General features: G+C 68.7%; 22 protein-coding genes and 1 tRNA gene. 7 read left to right on the top strand and 16 right to left on the bottom strand.

The window, feature by feature from the left end; all coding sequences use genetic code 11:
* Positions 1-19: 19 nt before the first annotated feature.
* Both CAL24_RS03665 and CAL24_RS03660 read left to right on the top strand, forming a co-directional pair.
* A complete protein-coding gene (locus CAL24_RS03665) occupies positions 20-1,354 on the top strand; it encodes an NAD(P)/FAD-dependent oxidoreductase (protein WP_094805750.1) in 1,335 nt (444 codons plus the stop codon).
* 175 nt (positions 1,355-1,529) lie between these two features.
* Positions 1,530-2,522, top strand: a complete 993-nt coding sequence (locus tag CAL24_RS03660; protein ID WP_028356778.1) for a Bug family tripartite tricarboxylate transporter substrate binding protein — start codon at positions 1,530-1,532, stop codon at positions 2,520-2,522.
* A 38-nt stretch (positions 2,523-2,560) separates the two neighbouring features.
* On the opposite strand, the gene CAL24_RS03655 is transcribed toward CAL24_RS03660, so the two are convergent.
* Both CAL24_RS03655 and CAL24_RS03650 read right to left on the bottom strand, forming a co-directional pair.
* Positions 2,561-3,208: an FMN-dependent NADH-azoreductase gene (locus tag CAL24_RS03655; RefSeq protein ID WP_094805749.1), complete on the bottom strand. Its 648-nt coding sequence runs from the start codon at positions 3,206-3,208 to the stop codon at positions 2,561-2,563.
* Positions 3,205-3,651 carry a GNAT family N-acetyltransferase gene (locus tag CAL24_RS03650; RefSeq protein ID WP_028356780.1) on the bottom strand — a complete coding sequence of 149 codons (447 nt, stop codon included), beginning with the start codon at positions 3,649-3,651 and terminating at the stop codon, positions 3,205-3,207. The genes CAL24_RS03655 and CAL24_RS03650 overlap by 4 nt, the downstream gene beginning before the upstream one ends.
* Before the next feature lie 123 nt (positions 3,652-3,774).
* On the opposite strand from CAL24_RS03650, the gene CAL24_RS03645 reads away from it, so the two are divergent.
* Positions 3,775-5,190 carry a PLP-dependent aminotransferase family protein gene (locus CAL24_RS03645; protein WP_094805748.1) on the top strand — a complete coding sequence of 472 codons (1,416 nt, stop codon included), beginning with the start codon at positions 3,775-3,777 and terminating at the stop codon, positions 5,188-5,190.
* A gap of 16 nt (positions 5,191-5,206) precedes the next feature.
* Here CAL24_RS03645 and CAL24_RS03640 read toward each other — a convergent pair whose 3' ends face one another.
* From CAL24_RS03640 to CAL24_RS03625, 4 genes are all read right to left on the bottom strand, one after another.
* A complete protein-coding gene (locus CAL24_RS03640) occupies positions 5,207-5,689 on the bottom strand; it encodes a carboxymuconolactone decarboxylase family protein (RefSeq protein ID WP_028356782.1) in 483 nt (160 codons plus the stop codon).
* Positions 5,690-5,838: 149 nt separating this feature from the next.
* Positions 5,839-6,609 (bottom strand): helix-turn-helix domain-containing protein, encoded by a 771-nt coding sequence (locus tag CAL24_RS03635; RefSeq protein ID WP_141218043.1) that lies wholly within the window; start codon positions 6,607-6,609, stop codon positions 5,839-5,841.
* 135 nt (positions 6,610-6,744) lie between these two features.
* Positions 6,745-8,190, bottom strand: a complete 1,446-nt coding sequence (locus tag CAL24_RS03630; protein WP_249278470.1) for a Hint domain-containing protein — start codon at positions 8,188-8,190, stop codon at positions 6,745-6,747.
* A 537-nt stretch (positions 8,191-8,727) separates the two neighbouring features.
* Complete coding sequence (locus CAL24_RS03625; RefSeq protein WP_170947020.1) at positions 8,728-9,657, bottom strand: LysR family transcriptional regulator; 930 nt, start codon at positions 9,655-9,657, stop codon at positions 8,728-8,730.
* Positions 9,658-9,813: 156 nt separating this feature from the next.
* On the opposite strand from CAL24_RS03625, the gene CAL24_RS03620 reads away from it, so the two are divergent.
* Positions 9,814-10,803, top strand: coding sequence for a Bug family tripartite tricarboxylate transporter substrate binding protein (locus tag CAL24_RS03620; protein WP_028356785.1), 990 nt, complete (start codon positions 9,814-9,816; stop codon positions 10,801-10,803).
* Positions 10,804-10,903: 100 nt separating this feature from the next.
* On the top strand, positions 10,904-12,055 hold the full coding sequence (locus CAL24_RS03615) for a mandelate racemase/muconate lactonizing enzyme family protein (RefSeq protein WP_170947019.1): 1,152 nt from the start codon (positions 10,904-10,906) through the stop codon (positions 12,053-12,055).
* A 60-nt stretch (positions 12,056-12,115) separates the two neighbouring features.
* Here CAL24_RS03615 and CAL24_RS03610 read toward each other — a convergent pair whose 3' ends face one another.
* Genes CAL24_RS03610 through CAL24_RS03600 form a run of 3 tightly spaced genes read right to left on the bottom strand, consistent with a single transcriptional unit; the run spans position 12,116 to position 15,919 of the window.
* Positions 12,116-13,459 carry an FAD-binding oxidoreductase gene (locus CAL24_RS03610; protein ID WP_094805743.1) on the bottom strand — a complete coding sequence of 448 codons (1,344 nt, stop codon included), beginning with the start codon at positions 13,457-13,459 and terminating at the stop codon, positions 12,116-12,118.
* Between the two features lie 14 nt (positions 13,460-13,473).
* Positions 13,474-14,916 carry a sulfatase-like hydrolase/transferase gene (locus tag CAL24_RS03605; protein WP_094805742.1) on the bottom strand — a complete coding sequence of 481 codons (1,443 nt, stop codon included), beginning with the start codon at positions 14,914-14,916 and terminating at the stop codon, positions 13,474-13,476.
* A 31-nt stretch (positions 14,917-14,947) separates the two neighbouring features.
* Entirely contained in the window at positions 14,948-15,919 is a 972-nt protein-coding gene (locus CAL24_RS03600) for a Bug family tripartite tricarboxylate transporter substrate binding protein (protein WP_094805741.1), read from the bottom strand.
* A 109-nt stretch (positions 15,920-16,028) separates the two neighbouring features.
* On the opposite strand from CAL24_RS03600, the gene CAL24_RS03595 reads away from it, so the two are divergent.
* Complete coding sequence (locus tag CAL24_RS03595; RefSeq protein ID WP_094805740.1) at positions 16,029-16,988, top strand: LysR family transcriptional regulator; 960 nt, start codon at positions 16,029-16,031, stop codon at positions 16,986-16,988.
* 86 nt (positions 16,989-17,074) lie between these two features.
* On the opposite strand, the gene CAL24_RS03590 is transcribed toward CAL24_RS03595, so the two are convergent.
* The 7 genes from CAL24_RS03590 to CAL24_RS03560 all read right to left on the bottom strand — a co-directional run bounded on the left by CAL24_RS03590 (position 17,075) and on the right by CAL24_RS03560 (position 22,078).
* Positions 17,075-17,150: transfer RNA gene (locus CAL24_RS03590), tRNA-Lys, on the bottom strand.
* 173 nt (positions 17,151-17,323) lie between these two features.
* The gene (locus CAL24_RS03585) at positions 17,324-18,139 is read right to left on the bottom strand and encodes an HpcH/HpaI aldolase family protein (RefSeq protein ID WP_028356790.1); all 816 of its coding nucleotides are present in this window, start codon (positions 18,137-18,139) and stop codon (positions 17,324-17,326) included.
* 5 nt (positions 18,140-18,144) lie between these two features.
* Positions 18,145-18,465, bottom strand: coding sequence for an NIPSNAP family protein (locus CAL24_RS03580; RefSeq protein ID WP_028356791.1), 321 nt, complete (start codon positions 18,463-18,465; stop codon positions 18,145-18,147).
* A gap of 18 nt (positions 18,466-18,483) precedes the next feature.
* Positions 18,484-19,443: a 2-hydroxyacid dehydrogenase gene (locus CAL24_RS03575; RefSeq protein ID WP_028356792.1), complete on the bottom strand. Its 960-nt coding sequence runs from the start codon at positions 19,441-19,443 to the stop codon at positions 18,484-18,486.
* Entirely contained in the window at positions 19,440-20,384 is a 945-nt protein-coding gene (locus CAL24_RS03570) for a tripartite tricarboxylate transporter substrate binding protein (protein ID WP_094805739.1), read from the bottom strand. The genes CAL24_RS03575 and CAL24_RS03570 overlap by 4 nt, the downstream gene beginning before the upstream one ends.
* A 17-nt stretch (positions 20,385-20,401) precedes the next feature.
* The gene (locus CAL24_RS03565; RefSeq protein WP_028356794.1) at positions 20,402-21,286 is read right to left on the bottom strand and encodes an SMP-30/gluconolactonase/LRE family protein; all 885 of its coding nucleotides are present in this window, start codon (positions 21,284-21,286) and stop codon (positions 20,402-20,404) included.
* 45 nt (positions 21,287-21,331) lie between these two features.
* Complete coding sequence (locus CAL24_RS03560; RefSeq protein ID WP_028356795.1) at positions 21,332-22,078, bottom strand: RraA family protein; 747 nt, start codon at positions 22,076-22,078, stop codon at positions 21,332-21,334.
* A gap of 200 nt (positions 22,079-22,278) precedes the next feature.
* Between CAL24_RS03560 and CAL24_RS03555 the strand changes: the two genes are divergently transcribed.
* Positions 22,279-23,070: an IclR family transcriptional regulator gene (locus CAL24_RS03555; RefSeq protein WP_051439641.1), complete on the top strand. Its 792-nt coding sequence runs from the start codon at positions 22,279-22,281 to the stop codon at positions 23,068-23,070.
* Positions 23,071-23,083: the final 13 nt, after the last annotated feature.

Here is a 23,083-nt window from a genome sequence, read left to right as displayed (position 1 = left end):
ACCACATCGGGAGCATCGCATGGCTTCTACCGCTGACATATTCACCCCGGACTTCCAGCGCCGCCCCTACTGGTGGGAGGCCTACGAACCGCCCGAGACCGGCCTGGACACGCTGCCGGCCCACGCCGACGTCGTGATCGTGGGCGGCGGCTACACCGGCATTTGCTGCGCCCTGGCCTTGCGCCGGGCCGGCATAGAGGCCTTGGTGCTGGAGGCCGGACGGCCGGGCCAGGGGGCCAGCACGCGCTCGGGCGGGCAGGTCTCCGGCGGCGTGAATGTGCAGAAGAAGGCGCTGGCCTCCGTCGGCGAAAGCCCCGCGCAGCGCGAGCAGCGCCTGGCCCAGCGGCTGCGCGACGCGGCCGATTCCATGACCTACGTGGAATCGCTGATCGAGACGCACGGCATCCAATGCGGCTGGCGAAAAACCGGGCGGTTGACCACCATGTGGGTGCCGCAACACTACCAGGCCTGGCAGCAGCGCCTGGACCAGCTGAACAGTTGCACCGGCTCCAATGCCCGCATGATTCCGCGCGACCAGCTCGCCGCGGAGATCGGCTCGCCCATCTATCACGGCGCCGCGCTGATCGAGCGCGCCGGCCACCTGCATCCGGCGCAGCTGTACGGCGGCATGCTGCAAGCCGCGCGCGACGCCGGCGCGCGGGTGCACGGCAACACCCCGGTGCAGCGCATCGCCCGCCTGGCGGGCGGCTACGACATCGACACGCCGCGCGGCACCGTGCGCGCGCAACAAGTGGTGATCGCCACCAACGGCTACACCGGCCCCGGCCTGGCGGACCTGGGCCGCAAGGTGGTTCCGATCGCCACCTACATGATCGCCACTGAAGAACTGTCGCCCGACCTGGCGGCCAGCCTGCTGCCCACCAATCGCGCGGTGTCCGAATCGCGGCGCGTGGTCAACCATTACCGCCTGTCGCCCGACGGGCGGCGCCTGTTGTTCGGCGGCCGGGCACGCTTTACCCCGACCCGCGAAGACACTACGGCCCGGCTGCTGCATCGCGCGATGCTCAAGCGCTTTCCGCAGCTGGCGGGCACCCGCATCAGCCACAGCTGGGGCGGCAATGTGGCCATGACGCTGGACTCCATGCCGCATATCGGCGGCGCCGACGGCCTGTATTACGCGCTCGGCTGCAATGGCAGCGGCGTGGCCATGATGAGCTACCTGGGAGACAGCGTCGGCCGCAAGATCGCCGCGCAGTCGCGCGATCCGATCAATGCCTTCGACATGGGGGAAATACCCGGCCATCCGTTTTACTTCGGCAATACCTGGTTCCTGTTCGGCATAGGCAGCTGGTACCAGGCGCGGGATGCCTATGACCACTGGAGGGCCCGCTGACCGACGAGCGGGGGCAAGCTCTCCATCCATCCATAAGCTGTCGGGATTCATCCGGTTCGTTCTGTGCCCAGGCACTCTGCAGCCGGCTCCAGCCTTGCACCGTCCGACGCGGCCGGGTCCCGGACCCAGGCCGCGATGAAGGGGTCGGACGTGATCCCAACTACAGGAGCAATCCATGAACCATCAGCGTCGCAATGCCTTGAGAGTGCTGGCCAGCCTGTGCGGAACCGCCGCCTTGCCCGGATTCGCGCGGGCGAAATCCGGCGGCTACCCGGCCGGCCCGGTAACCGTCATCGTGCCATACGGTTCGGGCGGCAGCACGGACGTGATCGCCCGCCTGCTCGTCGATGACGTCGCCAACCGCCTGGGCGGGAATTTCATCGTCGAGAACAAGCCGGGCGCAGCCGGCAACATCGGCACCCGCCAGGTGGCCGTCTCGCGCCCCGATGGCGCAACCCTGCTGTATTCCACCGCCACGCCATTCTGCATCAATCCGTACGTGTACCGCAGCCTGCCCTTCGATCCGGACCATGACTTCGCGGCCGTGTCGCGCACCGCCAAGCTGCCGCTGGTGCTGGTGGCCCACGCCGGCCTGGGCATCAAGACGGCCGAAGAGCTGGTCGCCCACATTCGCAAGGATCCGGCGAAATGCAGCTTCAGTTCCTACGGCGTGGGCACGTCCAGCCATATTGCCGGCTCGATCTTCTGCCAGAAAATCGGCGCACCCGGCGTGCTGCACGTGCCGTACAAGGATATGACGGCCATGTCCGACCTGGCGGCCGGCCGCAATACCTTTCATATCGACGCCTGGTCGGTCGTCGACCCGCTGGTCAAGGCCGGCAAGCTGGTGGCGCTGGCCGTGTCCAGCAGCGAGACGCTGCCCTGGGCGCCCAAATTGCCCACCATCGCCAGCATCGTCGGGAGCGATTATGACGTGGTCACCTGGCACGCCGTGTTCGCGCCGCGCAAGACGCCCGCGGACGTGGTGGAACTGCTGAACCGGGAGTTCCAGGCGACCCTGGACACGCCCAGCGTGCAAGACACTTATATGAAGCAGGGCTTCCTGGTTTATCCCCCCGCCTCGCCCGCAGAGATCGACGCCTTCGTCAAGCAGGACAAACTGCGCTGGAAAGGCTATGTCGAAGCGGCGGGTATCACGCCATCTTGATCCTCGTCGCCGTGATGGCGGCTGCGGGACGCGCGGCGCTAGCAAGCCGCAACCGCCGCGCGGCGCGCCATGGTTCGCGCCACCGCCGCCGCGATCTGCGCTTCGGCGTCGGCGCGGGCGGCGCGCAGCGCATCCAGGCCGCGCACAGTGCCTTCCACGGAAAAGAACGTCACATCGCGCAGCCCGATGGTGCCCAGCACCGTCTTCAGGTAGGGCGTCAGGAAATCCGGCTGCCGCGGGCCGCTGCCCGAGAACAGGCCGCCCGCCGAAATCGCCACGAATACCGGGCGGTCGGCCAGGACGCCGATCTTGCCTTCCGGCGTGATGTTGAAGGTGTGGCGTACGCGCACGACATGGTCGATCCAGGCCTTCAGGGCCGACGGCACCGTGAAGTTGTGCATCGGCGTGGCGATCACCACGTAGTCGGCCTGCGCCAGCGAGGCGATCAGGCGCGACGACAGGCCCAACGAGCCGCGTTCGGCCACCGGCCCGGCCGGATCGGCCGCCGCGCACAGCGCGGCGGCGTAGTCGGGGTCTACATGCGGCAGCCGGCCGGCGTCGACTTCGACGACGGATTCGGCGGCGGCGGCATCGGCGCAGGCGATCCGGCCGATGATGGCCTGCGCCAGGCGATGGCTTTCCGAGGCGGCGCCGCGCGGGCTGCAAGTGATGCGCAGAATGCTCATGAGGATGGATTGTCCAGGATCTTGTTGAAGCGGATCGCGCCGGTCAGCAGGCCCTGGCGGAAGTAGAACCGCTGCGCCAGGGCGTTGGCCAGGCCGGTGTCCAGCACCAGTTGCCGGCAGTCCGCGCCGCGCGCGATGCCGTCCAGCGCCTGCAGCAGCCGGGCGCCCCAGCGGGCGCCGCGCTGCGCCTCGCTGACGACCAGGTCGTCCACATAAAGAAAGCGCCCGTAGATCAGGTTTTCCTGCAGGCGATAGCCGGCCAGCGCCACGACCTGGTCCTGGTCCCAGGCGGCCAGCAATTGGTAGTTTTCCGCGCGCAGGCGCGCCACGCGCTCGATGAAATCGGCGGCGTCCGCCAGCCGCGGCCGCAATTGCCGCATCACCGGAAAGCAGGCGCGCAGCTCCGCGGCGGTCTCGACGTGGCGGAGGGGCGGTGGGTTCATGACTGTCCTTGCTGAAACATGGGGTGGGCCGCGGCCGCGCGTGGCGCGCCACCAGCGATGCCGTCATGCTAGGCAGTCCATGACATAATCGAAAGAGCCATAAAACGACATATGGACTAGTCCATGAAATTATCGCCCCCGCACCATTCGCCACCGCTCTCGGGCGCCGGGGCCGAGCCCCTGTACCGGCAGATCTACGCGCGCTTTCGCGATGCGATTGCCAAGGGGGTGCTCAAGCCGGGCGGGCGCATTCCGGCGGCGCGCGCGCTGGCCAAGGAACTGGGCGTGGCCCGCGGCACGGTCGAAACGGCCTACGCGCTGCTCGGCGCCGAAGGCTATATCCAGCCGCGCGGCCAGGCCGGCACCATCGTGACCCCGGGCCTGCAGCCGCGGGCAGCCGCGGTCGCCGCCGCGCCGACGCGCACGGCTGCTGGCGGCGCCTGGCTGTCGCCCGCCGCGCTATTGCCGTTCCAGATGGGCATGCCGGCGCTCGATGCATTTCCCCGCAAGCTCTGGGCGCGGCTGGGCGCCCGCTACCTGCGCGGCATGCAGGCGGCCGACCTGATGTACCCGCCGCCGCATGGCCTGCCCGCGCTGCGCACCGCCATTGCCGCGCACCTGCAGGTAGCGCGCGGCATCCTGTGCTCGCCCGAGCAGGTATTCGTCACCACCGGCTATCGCGGCAGCCTGCAGTTGATCGTGCAGGCGCTGCTGCACCCGGGCGCGCGCGCCTGGGTGGAAGATCCCGGCTATCCGCCCACCCGCGAACTGCTGGCGCAAGCCGGCATCGAGCCGGCGCCGGTCGCCGTGGACGCCGAAGGCATGCAGGTCGCGCAAGGCGTGGCCCGCTACGCGGACGCGCAGGCCGCCATCGTGACGCCCGCCCACCAGAGCCCGCTATGCATGTCGCTGAGCCTGCCGCGGCGCCAGGCGCTGCTGGACTGGGCGCGCCAGCGCAAGGCCTGGATCGTCGAAGACGACTACGACGGCGAATACCGCTATGTCAGCCGCCCGCTGCCGGCGCTGCAGAGCCTGGACCGCCATGGCCGCGTGGTGTATGCCGGATCTTTCAGCAAGGTGCTGTTCCCGGGCATCCGGCTGGCCTACCTGGTCGTGCCGACGGCGCTGGTGCCGCGCTTCGAACGCATCAACCAGGTGCTGGGCGCGGGCGCGCCCGGCCTGGCGCAGGGCATCGTCAGCCAGTTCATGACCGAAGGACATTTCGCGCGGCACATCCAGCGTATGCGCAAGCTCTATGCCGAACGGCGGCAGGCCACGGCGGCCGGGCTGGCGGCCGCCTTCGGGTCGCGCATGCAGATCGAGCCGCAGCCGGGCGGCATGCACCTGGTGGTGCGCCTGGCGGGCCGCGCCAGCGACGCCCGGCTGGCCGACCGCATGCTCGAACACGGCATGTATGCCCAGGCGCTGTCGCGCTGGTCGTCGGCCGCGGGCCCGCGCGGGCTGATGCTGAGCTTCACCAATATCGCGTCGCGCCAGCAGGCCGAGGAACTCGGCCGGCGCATCGCGGCGCTGTTGTAAGGCGGCGCGCCAGCCTTCAGTCCAGGCCGGCCTTGTCCAGGCCGAACTGCCGGTCGGCCGAGCCCGGCGTGGTGCAGAAACCGACGTTCAGGCGGTTCCAGCCGTTGATGCCGACCACCAGGAAGGTCAGGTCCGAGAGCTCGGTTTCCGACAGTTCCTGGCGCACCGACTCATACACCGCATCCGGCACGCCCTGCGGCGACAGCACGGTCAGCGCCTCGGTCCAGGCCAGCGCGGCGCGCTCGCGCGGCGAGAACAGCGTGGAGTCGCGCCAGATGGCGATGTGATGCAGGCGCAGCTCGCGCTCGCCATGGATCCGGGCCTGCTTGACGTGCATGTCCAGGCAGAAGCCGCACTGGTTGATCTGCGAGGCCCGGATCGTCACCAGGTCCTCGAATTCGCGGATGACGGGCTTGGCCTTCAGGGCGGCGCTGAACGCCAGATAGGCTTTGGAAAACTCGGGGGAAACTGCAAAATAGTCCAGGCGTTGTCGGGTCATGGATGGGCCTTTGAAGCGGGATCGCGCGGCGCCAGGCCGGGCCTGGCGCGCAACCCCTATGCTGCGGCGTCCATGCCACGGCCGGAAGTGCCAAGAATGGTGATTCGGCCTGGGCCATGGCGAGCGCCGGGCTGGCGCGGCCAGCCGCGTCACGCCTCGCCCTCGAGCGGGGCGTGGAACCGGTAGCCAATGCCATAGAGCGACTTGATCGGCAGCTCGGCGCCGAGCCTGCGGAACTTCGCCCGCAGGCGGCTGATCATCAGCGCGGTGGAGCGGGCCGCCAGCGCATGGCCGCCGAAAATCTCCCGGTCGCCCTTCATGACGATGTGATCCCGGCTGCGCAAGAAGCCTCGTATAAGGCGCGCCTCCTGCGCGGAGAGCACCACGCCCGCGCCATCGGGCGCGATCAGGGCATTGTTCTTCGACAGGCACCAGGCCCCCGCCGCGCCGGTTGCGTTCCCGGCCGGGCGCTGGCGCGCCGCGCCAAGCCGTAGCGCGCGGGCTGTCGCCGCCGGCAGGCCCCGGTCGTCCGCCGCATCCCGCCCGGCGCGCCGCCGCAGCAGGCGGTCAAGCGCCTGCAGCATCGCAAAAACCAGCAGGTCGCTTTCGGGCAGCGGCATCCAGCTGTCCGCGCCGGCCAACAACAGCCGGGTGCCCAGGTGCTGGTCATAGCCGACACAGATCAGCAAGGCGTCGGGCCGGATGCGCACGATATCGCCCGCCGCCGCCAGCGCCCGCTGCGGCGGCGGCGCGCAGACAATGACGCGCCGGCTGGCGCGGCCGTCGCCAAGCGGATATTCGTCTTCCCGATACACCCGGGCCGGACAGCCCAGGGCGGTCAAGCCATCTGCAATGAGGTTTGCGGCGCGGACATCCGAGCAGATCAGGATCTTCGCGCTGTACTTGGTTCTTTTCCGCACGCTACCTGCCTGCCTGCAAAATACCGTGATTGCAGGCCGGCCGCCCCGGCGACACCGCGGCCCGGGACGGGCCTTCTCACGCCAACGCCTCCTGGCGGCGAAGTCCCGGCCGCTGGCGCGGCCGGGACATCGGCCTCAGGCGGCCTTCTTCCAGTATTGATAGGTGCGCAGCACGTGCACCTCGATCGCCGTCGCGCCGTGCAGCAGCGCGGCCGGAATGCGGGCCTCGCCGGTGGTCCAGCGCATCTTCACGCCATGCACATCCTGCACGGGATGGAATCCCTGCAGCGCCGCATCATCCAGGGCAATGCTGCGCACGCCGTCGGCCGTCTCGATCGACAGGGCGACGATACCGACGCCGATGCAGCGGAGATCCCGCCGCGCATGCGCCGAGACGTCGCGCACCACGGCGCTGTTGGAAACAATGCGCACATCGTCGTGCAGCCCGGCCGGCAACGCGAACCGGTACATGCCGTCCCGGTCGCATGGCGCGCCGCAATCGACCCGCTGCGCGCCGACCATCAGGCACAGCTCGGCATCCTTGACCAGCCGGGCGCCGCTGAGCAACGCGGCGCGTGCCAGCAGGCGCTTGCGAATGGCCTCCACCTGGGGACCTTGCTGCACCACCTTGATCCCGGCGATGTCGGGCCGGCCGGTGGCGGGGCCGAAATCGGGGTTCAGGGCGACTTCGCCGGCGTTCTGGAACATGGAGCGGTTGCCGGTATCGACATACGACTCGGCCGGCAGGCCTTCGGCCAGCAGGATCCCGAACTCTTCCAGCTCGACATGGAAATACTCGAACGTGGAGACCTTGAAGTCCTGCACGATGGTCTGGCCGTTGACCAGCGCCATGGCCGGCACCAGCAGGCCGTCGAAATAGACATGGTGCCCCGGCGACAGGCACAGGTCCCGGTGCGGCACGTTGTCGGCGATCGAGCCGCGCTGGAAGGTGATCGGGAAGGCCCGCACCGCGTCGCGCGCCGGGATCCTGGCCTTGTGCAGCTTGCGGTAGCCTACCCACTTGACGGTGGCGACCTTGCCGTCCGCCGTCAGCACGCGGTCACCGGCCCGCAGCGTTTCCACCGCCGCTTCGCCGTCCGGGGTGGCGATGTGCGTGCCCTTCAGGAAGCAGGCGTACGTCATGACGCCGTTCTCGAACACGACCTTGGAAAGATCCTCGCCTTCCGCGTTGAACCGGCCCAGCACCCTGCCATCGGCATCGCGGAACACCAGTTCGCTGCCTTCCACGCTGCCGCTGGTGGCGCCCAGCACCTGGATCTGGTCGCCGGCCGACAGGCCGCTGACCTTGGGCGTGCTGTTGAACAGGGTCAGGTCGGTGCCCTGCGGGTCGTAGATCAGCGTGGACTGGCCGCCGGCCCCCAGGTTGAAATTGGCCGAATTCAGGCCGCCCACCGAGAAGGTGGCGGACGAATACTGCAGCGTCGCGCCATCGGCAAGATTGAAATTATTGACCTGCCCGATGCTGAAATCGAAGCCTTCCGCCAGGCCTACGTGGGCATTTTCCCCGATATTCACCGTGGTAGTACCGCCGATCGGGCTCAGGCGCGTCAATTTCAGCATCAAGGTTTCATCGGAACCGCTGGAATTGGCAATATTGATGGTGGAATTTCCGATAATCGTATCAACGGTCAGCGTGTCACCGACATAATCGGATTGATCTACATCCTGAGTATTCGAGAGAGGCCATGGGCCGAGGGTTATTTTCGCCATTATTAACTTTCCATTCGAGTCGATAAATCAATGGCATTCGGCCTTGCGGCCCACGAAACAACTGAATGCCCGGCGATCGTATCTGCGCGGATGGAAAACAACTACGGCCCGGAAACCAACTTTTCAATGCTTTTGAAATGCAAATGAATAATCAGCAATCCATGCCCGAAATAATGACGCTTTTATTTGAAATCAATATCTCCGAATAAATGATATTTAGCCCAGATTCAAAATCTTTCCTAAATATCTCAATTCAATCTAATTTTCATCTTTTGACGCGCCGCCGCCACAAAAAGGGTGGCGCGCGGCGGCGGGGCTGCGCCCGGACGACGGGCATCGACGATGCGCGCGCCCCGCAGTCACAACAGGTGGCGGCTGGCGCCGGCGTCAGCGCGCCGGCAAGGTGGGCCACAGTGCATAGGGCCCGGAGGTGAGCTGCTCGCGCAGGAAGTTGACGCAGACCCTGACCTTGGCCGACTCCGACAGGCGGCCCGTGGTCACCGCCCAGATATCGGCCGGCCATCGGTAGGCCGGCAGCACCTGGACCAGTTCGCCCGCGCACAGGCTCTTGGCGCAATCCCATTCGGCCAGCCGCACGATGCCGTGCCCGTCCAACGCCCACTGGCGGATGATGTCGTTGTTGTTGGAAGACAGGGTCCCGGTCACCTTGACCGACTCCAGGCCGCGCGGCCCGGTCAGCCGCCAGGTGCCGAAGGGCTGGTCGCGTTCGCGGAACACCAGGCACGAATGCCGCGCCAGGTCGGATAACTGCGCCGGGGCGCCGTGGCGCTCGATGTAGGACGGCGCGGCGCAGAGGATCCGGTGGCTCTGCAGGATGCGATGCGCGACGAGATGAGGCTCGGGCACCTGGCCGATGCGGATGTCGATATCCAGCCCCTCGCTCAGCAGGTCGACCGGGCGGTCCAGGACCGTCAACGACACGTCCAGCCGGGGATAGCGCTTGGCCAGCAACGAAATCGCCGGCGCCACATGGTTGCGTCCCAGCCGGAAGCTCGAACTGACCCGCAGCGAGCCGCGCGGTTCGCTGGCGTCTTCGGCCAGCGCGTCCTGCATCTGCCGCACCCGGTCGAGAATACCGCGCGCCCATTCATAGGTCTTCTCGCCCTGCGGCGTGGCGCTGACCTGCCGCGAGGTCCGGTGCAGCAGGCGCACGCCGAGCTCCGCCTCCAGCAACCCGATGCGCTTGCTGACATAGGAAGGGGACATGCCCAGCTCGGTGGCCGTGCGCACGAAATTGCCATGCCGGATCACTTCGACGAACAGGCGCAGGTCGGACAGGTTGGAAAGATCAGCCACGATTCGTGCATCATGAAGTGACAATCCGGTGGATTGTATAGCCAACTGTGGCCGATATGATTCCCTCCGTGCCACGCCCAAGCGTCCGCATCACGCGGCCAAGGCGTGTCGCCAGGCCCGGTCGCGGGAATTTCAAGCACAGAGAGGGGAGACAACATGACAAGCATTGCCACAGCAGCATGGCGCTGGGCGGCGGGCATGGCCGCCGCCGCCATCCTGGGCTCGGCCAGCGCCGCGCCCTATCCGGAGCGGGCCATTACCTGGATCGTGCCGTTCGCGGTGGGCGGCCCCACGGACGCCATCGCCCGCACCGTCGCGCAACGCGTGGCGACCGAACTGGGCCAGAGCATCATCGTCGAGAACGTGCCGGGCGCGGGCGGCACCCTGGGCGCCATGCGCGCCGCGCGCGCCCAAGCCGATGGCTACACCCTGTTCGTCGGCCACATCGGCACCATGGCCGCCGCGCCGTACCTGTTCAAGTCGCTGAAATACGATCCGCTGCGCGACTTCACGCCGGTGTTCCGCTTCCCCGACACGCCGATGGTATTGCTGGTCAAGCAGGATGCGCGCTACAACAGCGCGGCCGACCTGCTTGCCGAGGCGCGCAAGCACCCCGAGAAACTCACGTTCGGCACCGCCGGCGTCGGCTCGTCGTCGCACCTGGCGGCCGAACACCTGGCCGCCACGGCCCAAGTGAAATTCACCTTCGTGCCGTACAAGGGCACCGGGCCGGCGATGACCGACCTGATGGGTGGCCAGATCGACGCGATGCTGGACCAGACCAACGTCTCGCTGCCCCAGGTGCAAGGCGGACGGCTCAAGGCGCTGGCCCTTACTTCGCAATCGGAGATGTCGCTGTTTCCCGGCGTGCCGACCCTGGCCGGCGGCGAACTGCCGGGCTTCCTGGCTTCCACCTGGTACGGCATCTATGCGCCGACCGGCACGCCCCAGCCGGCCATCGACGCCTTGCGCGACGCCTACATGAAAGCGCTGGCCGACCCGTCCTTCACCGACGGCCTGCGGCAGAACGGCATCGACGTCCTGCCCGCCGCGCAAACCGGACCTGACGCCCTGCGCGACTTCACCGCCAGCGAACAGCAGAAATGGCAGCGCGTGATCCGCGACGCGGGCATCGCGCCGCAGTAAGGCCGGATCACCAGTCCGGCGGCGGCGCCGGCGGGCCGGAGCCGCCCCTTTTCCAGCCTGGCCCGCCGCGGGCCACGAACCATCACCGAGAGGAATGCAGATGAAGATCGCCCACGTCGAAGCCATTGCGCTGGACATGAGCCTGAGCGAAGTATTCAAGGGCGGCACCTACCAGGTCAGCACCCGCCCCACCATCGTCACCCGCGTCCACCTGGACAACGGCATCGTCGGCGAAACCTACGGCGGCGACGAATTCCACACCCAGCGCGACATCGTGCGGGTCATCCGGGACCACCTGGCCCCCCTGCTGGTGGGCCAGGACGTGCGCGACTACCAGCGCTTGTGGGACGCCATGTTCAAGCTCAACCTGGACCTGGGCAACCGCGGCCTGCACCAGCTGGACATGCATCCGCGCGGCATCCTGATGCAGGCGGTCAGCGGCCTGGACAACGCCATGTGGGACGCCCGCGGCAAACTCTACGGCGCACCCGTGTACAAACTGCTGGGCGGCGTGCGCGATCGCGTGCCGGTCATCTCCATCGGCGGGTACTACCCCAAGGACGGCAAGGATCCGCTCGACGCCATTGCCGAAGAAGTCGACATGGTGCGCGCGGCCGGCTGCATCGGCATCAAGATGAAAGTCGGCCGGGCCAGCCTCGAAGAAGACTTCGCCCGCGTGCGGGCGGCCCGCCAGGCCGGCGGGCCGGACTTCGTCATCACCGTGGACGCCAACCAGGGCTGGGACCCGCTCGACGCCGTCAAGTTCTGCGTCGCCATGGAGCGCGCCGACCTCGGCGTGCGCTGGATGGAAGAGCCGTGCAAATGGTATGACCAGACCGACGGGCTGATGCTGCTGGCCATGAAGACCTCCATTCCCATCAACGTGGGCCAGGGCGAGATCAGCGGACGCGCCTGCCGCGACCTGATCACCAAGGGCGGCGTCTCGATCCTCAACCTCGATTGCACCCTGTGCGGCGGCATCACCGAATGGCAGCGCGTGGCGGAAATGGCGCGCTTCATGAACGTCGAAATGGCGCACCATGAAGAGCCCCAGGTGGCCGTCCACCTGATGGCGGCCAACCCGCACGCCTTGTTCGTCGAGATCTTCGCCAACAAGCAGCGCGACCCGCTGCTGTGGGAACTGCCCGACGGCTTCCCCAAGATCGAGAACGGCTACATGCAGGTGCCGCAGGAACCCGGGCTGGGCGTGCGGCTGCGCGAGGACGTGATCGAGCGGTATCGGGTCGCGTAGGCGGGCGAGGCGGTGGCCGGCTGCGGGGTCTGCCGCGACATGGAAGACGGACCGTTGGCGTCAATCCAGTACGCGCCCCGGATTCAAGATGTTGCGCGGATCCAGGGCGGCCTTCAGGCGGCGCAGGACGTCGAGTTCGGCGGCGCTGCGCGTGTAGCCCAGAAAGGGCTTCTTGATGAAGCCGATGCCGTGCTCGGCGCTGATCGTGCCTTCGCGCCCGCGCAGTTGCGCGTACACCTGCGCCTCCACCGCGTGCAGATCTTCCACGCGGTGCGGACCGCTCATCAGGTGAATGTTGTTATCGCCCAAGTGGCCGAAGAACAGATGCGCCGCATCGGGGTAGCGCGCGCGCATCGCGGCATTGACGCGGTCGACGAAGCCTTCCATTTCGGCCCAGGGCAGGCCGCAATCGAAGTTCACGGTGGGCTTCAATCCGGCCAGCAACTCCGGAATACTATGCCGCAACTGCCAGAACGCGTCCGTGTCGGCCAGGCTGGCGGACACGGCGCAATCGGCGATGCGCCCGCTTTCCAGCGCCCGCTCGAGCGCGCGCTGCAATGCGCCGCCGCTCTCGGCGTGCTCTGCCGATTCGATCAGCACATACCACGGGTAACGGCCATCCAGTGGGCATGAACGGCCGGCCAGCCGGCTGGCGGCCGCCACAAACTCGCCCGACATGAACTCGAATGCCGTCAAGTTCACGCCGGGCGCGCGCTTCAGATCTCGCAGCAGGCAAGCCAGCGCGTGCATATCGGACGCCGCGGCGAACGCGGCGGCGGCGGACGCCGGCATCGGCTGGAGCTTGAGCCGCAAGCGGGTAATGATGCCCAGCGTGCCCTCCGAGCCAATGAACAGGAAACGGAGGTCCAGCCCCGCGCTGTTCTTGACCAGGCGGGTCAGGGAACTCAACACGGTGCCGTCGGCCAGCACCGCTTCCAGCCCGAGCACGCTGTCGCGCATGGTGCCATAGCGGATCACCCGCTCTCCCCCGGCATTGGTGGCGGCGTTGCCGCCGACCTGGCACGAGCCGCGCGCGCCGAAATCCACCGGGAAGTACCACCCCGCCCGGCTGGCGGCCTCCTGCACCGCTTGCAGGGTGGCGCCCGCCTGCACGGTCATGATGCCTTCCAGCTCGTCGATATGTTCGATCTGCGCCATGCGCTCCAGGTTGACGACCACGTCGCCGTCGGCGGGCACCCCGCCCCCGGCCAGCCCGGTCAAGCCGCCCTGGATCGTGACCGGCAGCGCCTGCTGGTGGCAATGCCGCAAGATCGCACTGACTTCCTCCACGCTGCGCGGCCGATACAAGGCGCCGGGAACGCCGCGCACCATGCCGCTCCAGTCCGCAAAAAAACGCGCATCGATATCCCGTTCGGCCTCGGGCAAGGCGGCAGGAAGACTCATGGCGGCCCCGCGATTCAAGCGGCCGGCACCGGCGTCGCGCCGGGGGTGCCGATCCGCAGGGCGGCCTCGCGGCCGCCGAAGCGCTCGATCAATTGCCGCTGGTCGGACTTCGCCCGGCGATCGACTTCGACCGGATCCAGCATGTCCAGCAGCCGGCGCCGGAACCGCTCCAGCACCGGCGCGTACGCCGGATCGCCGGCCAGGTCGTTGGCTTCCTGCGGATCAGCCTGCAGGTCGAACAGCTCGGGAGCATGGCCGACATAATGATGATATTTGTAGCGGCTGTCGGCCAGCATGTAGCCGGCGGATTCCGAACCCACCGCGTGATACTCCGAGAACGCCAGGCGCCCGGGGTCGTCCGGCCCGCAGGCGCTGGCAATCAGGGACCGGCCCGGCAGGTCGGCATCGGCTGGGTCGGGCGCGATACCGGTCGCTTGCAGCACGGTGGGGAATAGGTCCACCAGCGATACGTTGGTCCGTGTCACCTGCCCCGCCGGTATGCCGGGCCCCCGGACGATCATTGGCACGGCGGTCGATTCCCGATAAAGCGTGCACTTGTTCCACAGCCCGCGCTCGCCCAGATTGTCCCCGTGATCGCTGGAATAAACGACCGTGGTGCGGTCCGCCTGGCCCGACTGCGCCAGCGCATCCAGCACTTTGCCGATCTGTTCGTCCATGAAAGAGGTCAGCGCCAGGTACGACGCCAGGGCCAGCCGGCGCCGGGCGTCGGTGCCCAGTTGCTCGTCGTGCCGGCTGAAGCGGGCATGCCGCTCTACCCACGGATGGCGGCGATAGCCGCGGTCCGGGTGCAAGCGCGGCAGCGGCATGTCGTCGATCGGGTAGCGGTCCAGATATTCGCGCGGGACAATGAGCGGGAAATGCGGGGCCACCAGGCCGACGAACAGCACCCAGGGGGATGAATCGCGCCGGCCGGCGCGCTCGTGCAGCCAGCGCACGGCCTCATCCGCCACCGCGCGATCGAAGCGGTTGTAGCTCGATTCGCCGGCGCCGATATCCTTGAACAAGGCGGCGGCCGGATGCGCCTCGGGCAGCGGCTCGCGCACCGACCCCCATACCTGGCCGATGCCGTCCAGGATGTGCGCCGCCCATTGCTGGCGGTCGAAGCCGGTATCGTCATCCTGGTTGCGATAGTGGAGCTTCCCTATCGATTCGACCGCCACGCCGGCGGACTGCATGCGGTGCCCCCAGCTTGGCGGGCTGCCTTGGTACGCCAGGGCGTTGTCCCAGCACCGGTGCTCGTGCACGTAACGGCCCGTGGCAATGCTGGCCCGGGCCGGCACGCAGATCGGCGAGGAAGTGTAGGCGTTGGCGAACCGCGTGCCCTCGCGCGCCAGCCGGTCGAGGCGCGGTGTCTGGACCAGCGGATGGCCGGCACAACCCATGACGCGGGCATTGTGCTCGTCGGACAGCAGAATCAGGACATTGGTGGCGGGCATGGCTTGTCTGTCTATCAGTCGGTGAAAAAACTCAGTTGCTGAACGTGTCGCCGGTGCCTCGCAGGGCATTGCCCCACTTCTCATAGTCGGCAATGACGAGGTCGCGGAAAGCGCCAACCGAAGCGGGCGCCGGCGCGAAACCTTGCGATGCCAGCGCATCGCGCAGGGCGTTCGATTCCAGCGCCCGGTTGATGGCGGCGTTCCATCGCGCCACCGTCTCTGGCGGCGTGGCGGCCGGCGCCAGGATGCCGAACCACTCCTCCAGCTCCAGCCCCGCATAGCCCAGCTCGGCGAACGTCGGCACATCGGCGGCGATCGGGTCGCGCCGCGACCCCGTCGTGGCCAGCAGCTTCAGCCGTTGGTCGCGCGCCGCGGGCAGCAGCGCGGGAACCGTCGAAATAACGGCCGGAATCTGCCCGCCCAGCGCGTCGTTGATAGCCGGGCCGGCGCCCTTGTACGGCACATGGACCAGGTTCACGCCTGACTCACCGGCCAACTTCACGCCGATGTAATGAGGCGACAGGCCCACGCCAGCCGTGCCATAGGCAGCCAGCGCGCTCGAGCGCCGCGCCCGCGCCAGGAAGTCGGGCAGCGTCGCGGCGCCGGTCTGCGGCCCCACCGCGATGCCGAGCGTATACGTCGCCAGGCGGGCAACGGGCGCCAGGTCGCGGCGCGGGTCGTACTTGAAATGCTTGTTGGTGTGCGGCGTCATGGTGATGCTGCCGCTGGGCAGGATCACCAGCACGGAATCGCCATCCCTGGCATTGCGGACCGCGTCGATGGCGATGATGCCGCTGGCGCCCGGCCGATTCTCGACGATGACCTTCTGCCCGCCGTCCCGGTTCAATGCATCCGCCAATGCCCGCGCCACCGAATCGAGCCCGCCGCCGGCCTGGAACCCGACGATTAGGCGGGTGGCAGGCTCCGCGGCCTGGACGGCCGCGCCGGCACAGACCGCCAGGGCGAACACCGCCAGGACGCGGCTCAACGCGCGCATTCGCATGTCTCTCTCCTGTTATTGGTATGCGTGGCGCCAGTATCGGCTACGGAGAAATCAACGAAAAGTGATATATATTCACTTTGACATTACTGAACAGTAATGAATTGACCGCATGGACGTCCTGCCGCCCACAGCCCTGGAAAGAGCCTTTCGCTCGGGATTGAAGCTCGGGCATCTGCGCATCCTCGCGGCGCTGGCCAAGGTCGGACGCGTCAGCCGCGTCGCCGAACTCTTCAACGTGACACAGCCGGCGATCTCCAAGCAACTGGGCGAACTGGAAATGCTGCTCGGCATGCCGGTGGTGGCCAGGTCCGGGCGCCGGGTCGTGCTGACGCCCACCGGGGAAATCCTGGCAAGACATGGCCGGCAGGTGCTCTACAACCTGGACGCCGCGCGGCGCGAACTCGAGGACCTGCGCGAAGGGCTGGCCGGGACGCTGCGCATCGGGGCCGTCGCCACCACCATGCCCACACTGGTTGCCGAAGGCGTCGCGCGGCTGCGCCAGCGCGCGCCGGCCGTCACGATAAGCTTGATGGAGGCGACCACCGACACGCTGTTCCCGCTGGTGCGCGAAGGAGAACTGGACGTCGTTGTGTCGCGCACTCGCATGGGCCGGACCGCGGACCGGCAGGACATGCTGGAAGAACGCCTGCTGGGCCGCGACCCGCTGGTCATCGCCTGCTCCGGCCAGCACCCCCTGGCCGGCCGCAAGTCGCTGCGATGGGCCGACCTGGCCGCATGCTCCTGGGTACTCCCGCCGGAAGGCTCCGCCATCCATGACGGCCTGATGCGCCTGTTCGAGCGCCACGCCCTGCGGGCCGGGCCCGGCGCCATCACGGCGAATTCGATCACTGTGCTGCCCAGGCTGCTGGCCGACGGCCAGCTCGTCGGCCTGATGCCGCGCGCCTATGCGCAGGAATACGTCCATCGCCAGACGCTCGCCATCCTGCCGCTGGCCTTCTCGCGCACCGCCCAGGAAGTGCGCGCGCTATGGCGGCGCGAGCATGAAACCCCGGCGCTGCGCCTGTTGTTGCAGAGCCTGGCCGAAGCGGTGGGGGCCAATGGGGCGTGATGGAGAATGGGTGCGGGGACTGGCGCCAGGCCCAGATGTGAAAACGGGTTCCAAAGCGAAATTGCCTTGGAACCCGCATGAATACCTGGTGGGCTGTGAGTGGCTCGAACACTCGACCTACGGATTAAGAGTCCGCTGCTCTACCAACTGAGCTAACAGCCCCTGCTGCGTGCCGGGCCAACCAGCGCCCCGCTGCAGGAAAGACGAAGATTATACACAGTTTTCCGGAATCGATCACGTGCCCGCCCCATCCCCCTCTTCCACCCTGGGGAAAAGACTGTGGATAAGCTGGTGAAAACCCCGTGCATAACCCCGTGCACAAATACGTGGACAAACTAGCTGCCGGCCGCGCCGGACGGCCCCAGCGCCCGGATCGCCGCGACCTTGGCGGTGGCGGCCGCCAGCAGGAAGCCGGTATCCGTGCCTGCGGAGACGAAGCGCACGCCGCGCGCCACGGCCTGGGCCAGGGCCTCGGGATGGCCGGCCAGCCCGCCCGCGCCGGCCGCCTTGCCATGGCGCCGGCAGGCCGCGATGACGGTGTCGAAGGCCGCGGCCACCAGCGCGTGGCCCGGCTGGCCGGCCACGCCCAGGTCGGCCGCCAGGTCGCCGGCGCCGACCAGCAGCATGTCCACCCCGTCCACGGCGGCGATGGCATCGGCCTGCTCCAGGCCTTGGCGGCTTTCGATCATGGCCACGACCAGGGTTTCGCGGTTGAGCAATTCGTGCGCCTGCGCCCCGGGCAGGCTGCGGAAGGCCAGTTGCGGCAAGGTCGTCGACACCGAGCGCCGGCCCTGCGGCGGGTACTTGGCCAGCGCCACGGCGGCGCGCGCGGCCGCGGCGTCTTCCATGTGCGGCACGATGACGCCCGCCGCGCCGCCGTCCAGCGCGCGCGCCACCCAGGCGGCGCTGGCTTCGGGCACGCGCGCCAACGGCGTCACGCCGGCCGCCTGGCTGGCGATGCAGATCGCGCCGGCGGTCTCCAGCGACATGGGGCTGTGTTCCAGATCAACGTACAGCGCGTCGCAGCCGCTGCTGTGCGCCACCAGGGCGATGTCGGGCCCCCGCGCGGCGCGCACGATCATGGACACGACCAGCTCGCCGCGCGCCAGCTTGGCTTTCAGGGCATTGCGCCAGGGGGCCGGGGCTTCCATGGCGCCTACCAGAGCCGCGGCGAGAATGGCGCCGGGCGCAGTATCTTCACTTCCTGCGCGGTGAACGAGCCGCGGTTGCGGATCTTGAAGGCGATCCACTCCGGGTCGGCGTCCAGGCGCTCGCGGCGGCGTTCGCGGTCGGCCAGGCTTTCGTAGGCCCAGATGTGCAGCACCTGGTTCAGCGGGCCGATCTCGCTGACGAAGGTGCCCACCAGGTGGCCCAGGTGGCGCACCAGCACGGGCAGCGCCTGCTGCTCGTAGCGGGCCAGGTAGTCTTCCAGCGCGCCGTGGGGCACGGTGTAGGTGCGATGCTCGATGATGGTCATGGGCGGGCGATGGCGGGTTCAGCAGGGCGGCGTCAGGACCTTGCCGGTGGCGAAGAAGGCCGCCAGGTTGTCCAGCACCAGTTGTTCCATGGCGCGGCGCGTCTCGCGGGTCGAGGCGGCGACGTGCGGCAGCGTCACGACCCGGTCGTTGCCCAGCAGGCCGGCGGGCACGCGCGGCTCGTCGGCGTACACGTCCAGCCCGGCGCCGGCGATGCGCCCGGCCCGGATGGCCGCCACCAGCGCGTCCTCGTCGACCACGCTGCCGCGCGCGATGTTGATCAGGTAGCCGTCCGGCCCCAGGGCCTCGAGCACCGCGGCCGACACCAAGTGGCGGGTCTGCGGGCCGCCCGGGCATGCCAGCACCAGGAAGTCGGCCCAGTCCGCCAGCTCGCCGAGCCGGGCCACGAAGGGGTACGCGACGCCGGGTCGGGCGCTGCGCGCGTGGTAGCGCACCGGCATGTCGAAGCCCTGGGCGCGCCGCGCGATGGCCTGGCCGATGCGCCCCAGCCCGACGATGCCGACGCGCTTGCCGCTGACGCGCGTGGCCAGCGGGAACGGGCCCTGCAGCCAGGCGCCGCTCTGCACGTGGCGGTCGGCGGCCACCAGTTGGCGCGCGCAGGCCAGCATCAGGCCCAGGGCGGTGTCGGCCACGCAATCGGTGAGCACGTCGGGCGTGGTGCTGACCTGCACGCCGTGCCGGCGGGCGGCCGCCAGGTCGATGCCGTCGTAGCCCACGCCGAAGCAGGCCACCACGCCGGGACGCGGCGCGGCGCCCAGGCAGGCGATGACGGGCGCCTGGCAGCCGTGGCGCGACATCATGATGGCGCCGTCGAACGCGCCATGCTGCGCGGCCAGGAAATCGGCCGGCGCCGGCTGGGTCCACAGCGGCTCCAGCACGTATTGCTCGGCGGCGCGGCGCTGCAGGTCGGGCGGCAGCGGCCCGAGCTGCAGCAGGCGGTGGCGGACGGGGGCGTTCATCGTGCGCTCAGCCCGGTTTCGCGCAGGAACGGCACCCAGCGCGCGAACTCGGCATCGAGTTTCTTGCGGAACTCGGCCGTGCCCAGCGGTCCGCGCAGGCCGGCTTCGGCCAGGCGCTTGGCGATGGCGGGCGTATAGATGGCGGCCAGGAAGGCTTGCTCCAGTTTCTGCTTGTCGGCGGCGGGCGTGCCGGCCGGCACCATGGCGCTGTACCAGTTGCTCATCAGCAATTGCGGGTAGCCCGCCTCGACGGCGTCGGGCACGTCGGGCAGTTCGACGGAACGCTTGGTGTCGTAGATCACCAGGGCCTTGACCCGGCCGCTCTTCACGTAGGGTTGCAGCACCGGCACGTCGGCGTTGACCATGTCGATCTCGCCGCCGATCAGCGCGGTGATGGCGGGCGCGGCGCCGCGATACGGCACGTGCAGCGCATGGATGCCGGCGGCGCGGTTGAGCAGTTCGCCGCCCACGTGCATGGTGCCGCCCACGCCGGTGGAGCCGAACGACAGCGGCTCGCCGGCCTTGGCGCGCGCGACCAGTTCGGCCAGGCTGTCGACCCCGAGCGAGGGCCGCACCACCAGCAGCGTCTGCACCTGGCCGACCAGCGCGATCGGTTCCAGGTCCTTGTGCGGGTCGTAAGGCAGGTTGGGCGTGGTCTCGGACGAGATCACGAAGCCGGAGGTGGCCATCAGCACCGTGCGGCCATCGGGCGCGGACTTGGCGACGTAGTTGGTGCCCACGGTGCCGCCGGCGCCGCCGCGGTTCTCGACCACCACCGTGGCGCCCAGCGCCGCTTCCAGGCCGGGCGCCAGGATGCGCGTCACCTGGTCGACCGGCCCGCCGGCCGAGAACGGCACCACCAGCCGCACCACGTCGCTGGCGCCGGCCGGGGCGGCCGCCAGCATGCCGGCCAGCGCCAGCCATGTGAACAGGATACGCATGACGATTCCTTGTGGAGTCAGCCGGCGAAGCGCGGTTCGGGCAGGCCCCGCACGCCCACGTCCAGCGCCAGCAATGCCCCCGCCCAGGGCTCGGCCGCCAGCCGCTCGGGCGGAATGCGCTGCGAATGGCTGGTGATGTAGAGGGTGTCCAGGTTCTCGCCGCCGAAGGCCGGGCAAGTGGGATTGGTGACCGGCAGCGCGATGACGCGGTCGACGCTGCCGTCGGGCGCCAGCCGCACCAGCTCGCCGCTGGCCACCATGCAGTTCCACAGGTAGCCTTCGCGGTCCACCGTCGAGCCGTCGGGGCGGCCATGGTGCCCGGTCCAGTCCTTGAAGACGCGCCGGTTCGAGATGGCGCCGTCGTCCAGGTCGAAGTCGAATGCCCAGATGACCTGCCGGTGCGTGTCGGCGAAATACATGGTGCGGTCGTCGGGGCTCCAGGCGATGGAGTTGGGCACCACGATGCCGCCGAATTGCGGGTGGCAGGAATGGTCGGGATCGAACCGGTACAGCGTGCCTTCGGGCAGGCGCTGGGCATCGCGCATGCTGCCCACCCAGAAGCGGCCGCGGCGGTCGCACTTGCCGTCGTTCAGGCGGTTGTCCGGCTTGTCGGCCTCGGGGTTGGCCAGGAACTCGGGCGGGCGCGGCTGCGCCGGGTCGTACCGGTACAGGCCGGTATTGGTGGCCAGCAGGAAGCCGCCGGCTTCGCGCAGCGCGATCGACCCCACCAACATGCCTTCCGGCATGCGGCGGGCCTCGTGCCGGCGGGCGGACGGGTCGTATGACTGCAGCGCGCTGCGCCGCACGTCGATCCACCACAGGCGCCGGGTGCGCGCGCACCACAGCGGCACTTCGCCCAGGATGTCGGCGCCGCCGACCACGCATTCGATGTTTGTCTCCATGGCTCCCTGCTTCGAGGAACGTTTATCGGACTGCTTGTTATCGGACTACTTGTACTTGGTGGCGGCCAGCGTGCGCAGGTCGATGCCGGCCGCGATGTCGCGCTGCTGGCGCCGGTCGCCGTCCTGGATGCGCTCCATTTCCGCCAGCACCGCCTGCGCCTGCGCGTAGGGGATGAAGGCCACGCCGGCCTGGTCGGCCAGCACCAGGTCGCCGGCGTCCACCGAGACGCCGGCGATGCGCACGCGGCCGTTGATTTCCACGGTCTGCAGGCGCCATTTGCCGGTCACCGGCGTGACGCCGCGCGACCAGATGGGGAAGCCCAGGCCGCGCGAGGTGTCCGGATCGCGAAAACCGCCGTCGACGATGGCGCCGGCGCAGCCGGCGCGATGCGCCACCATGGCTGACTGGCCGCCCAGGTTGGACACGCCCGCCAGGCCTTCGATGACCACCACGTTGCCCGGCTCGGCCAGGTTGTAGGCCTCGTGCTCGCCCATGCGGCTCTTGCCTTCGCGCACCGCGGCGGCCACGGTGTCGGGGCGTTCGGCGTTGCGCACGGTGACGGCCTGCCCGACCAGGCGGCCGGGCAGCTGCGGCGCCAGCACCGAAGCCGGCACCACGCCGGCCAGGCCCAGGTTGTCCATGGCGTCGGAAGCGGTGGGGGTCAGGTCGCCGATGGCGGCGTAGCGTTCCAGCAGGTCCGGCGCCAGGGCCGGGAAGGCGCGGCGCCGCACGGCTTCCGGCGGCACGCGGCCGGTGAGCGGCTTCTGCTGGGGGGCGGCGCGATCAACCATGGGACTCGGGACCTTGCGGCGATGGCGGGCGCGAGCCCGCGATGGAATGAAAGATATCCCTCCATTTAGGTAATGTCAATATTCTCGTATATTGGGATTTTTTATTATTTTGGTGTGCATGGCTGCCCTGCCCGGAGCCACGCTTATCATGTGGGGCTTGTTGACCTGTCCATCGATCGACCACCGTTCGGACCGCTTCCGTGACCGCCAAGGAAACCGCTTCATCCAGCCTGGGCAAGGCTTTCGAGATACTCGACCTGTTTTCGCTGGACAGGCCCATCCTGCGCATCGAAGAGATTTCGTCGCTGCTGGGCTACACCCGCTCCACGGCCTACCGGTACCTGAAGGCACTGTGCGATGCCGGCCTGCTGGCGCCGTCCTCGGGCGCCACCTACGCGCTGGGCCCGCGCATCATCGAACTGGAACATCTGCTGCAGCTGACCGACCCGCTCTACAAGGCGGGCCGCAAGGTGCTGCGGACGCTGCACGCCGAGAACCGCGTGCTGCTGCTGCACAACCTGTACCGCGACCGGGTGCTGTGCATTTACAAGGAAGGCCCCGACACGCTGGTGCACAAGGGCCGGCGCATCGTGGTGCGGCGCGCCCGCGGCGTGCCCTTTCCGCTGTTCCAGGGCGCGGCCTCGCTGGCGCTGCTGGCGTATTTGTCGCCGCACCGCGTGCGCCAGACTTACCTGCGCAATGCGCCCGCCATCGCCGCAGCCGACCTGGGCGACAGCTGGGATGGCTTCCGCCGCAACCTGGCCGCCATCCGGCGGCGCGGCTATGCCATCAGCCGCGAGCGCATCACGCCCAACCTGGGCGGCGTGGCCGTGCCCATCCTGCTGCCGGCCGACAAGCGCGTGGTCGGCAGCCTGGCGCAGACGCTGCCGTCCGAATCGATGACCGACGCGGTCATCGAAGAAAGCGCGCAGCGCCTGTGGACCGCCAGCGAACAGATCGCCGCCGAATACATGCAGGCCAGCGCGGGCTGATGCGCCGGCCCGC

It is taken from the genome of Bordetella genomosp. 2 (assembly GCF_002261345.1).
GTDB lineage: Bacteria > Pseudomonadota > Gammaproteobacteria > Burkholderiales > Burkholderiaceae_B > Bordetella_A.
This window is presented reverse-complemented; position numbering and strand designations above follow the sequence as displayed.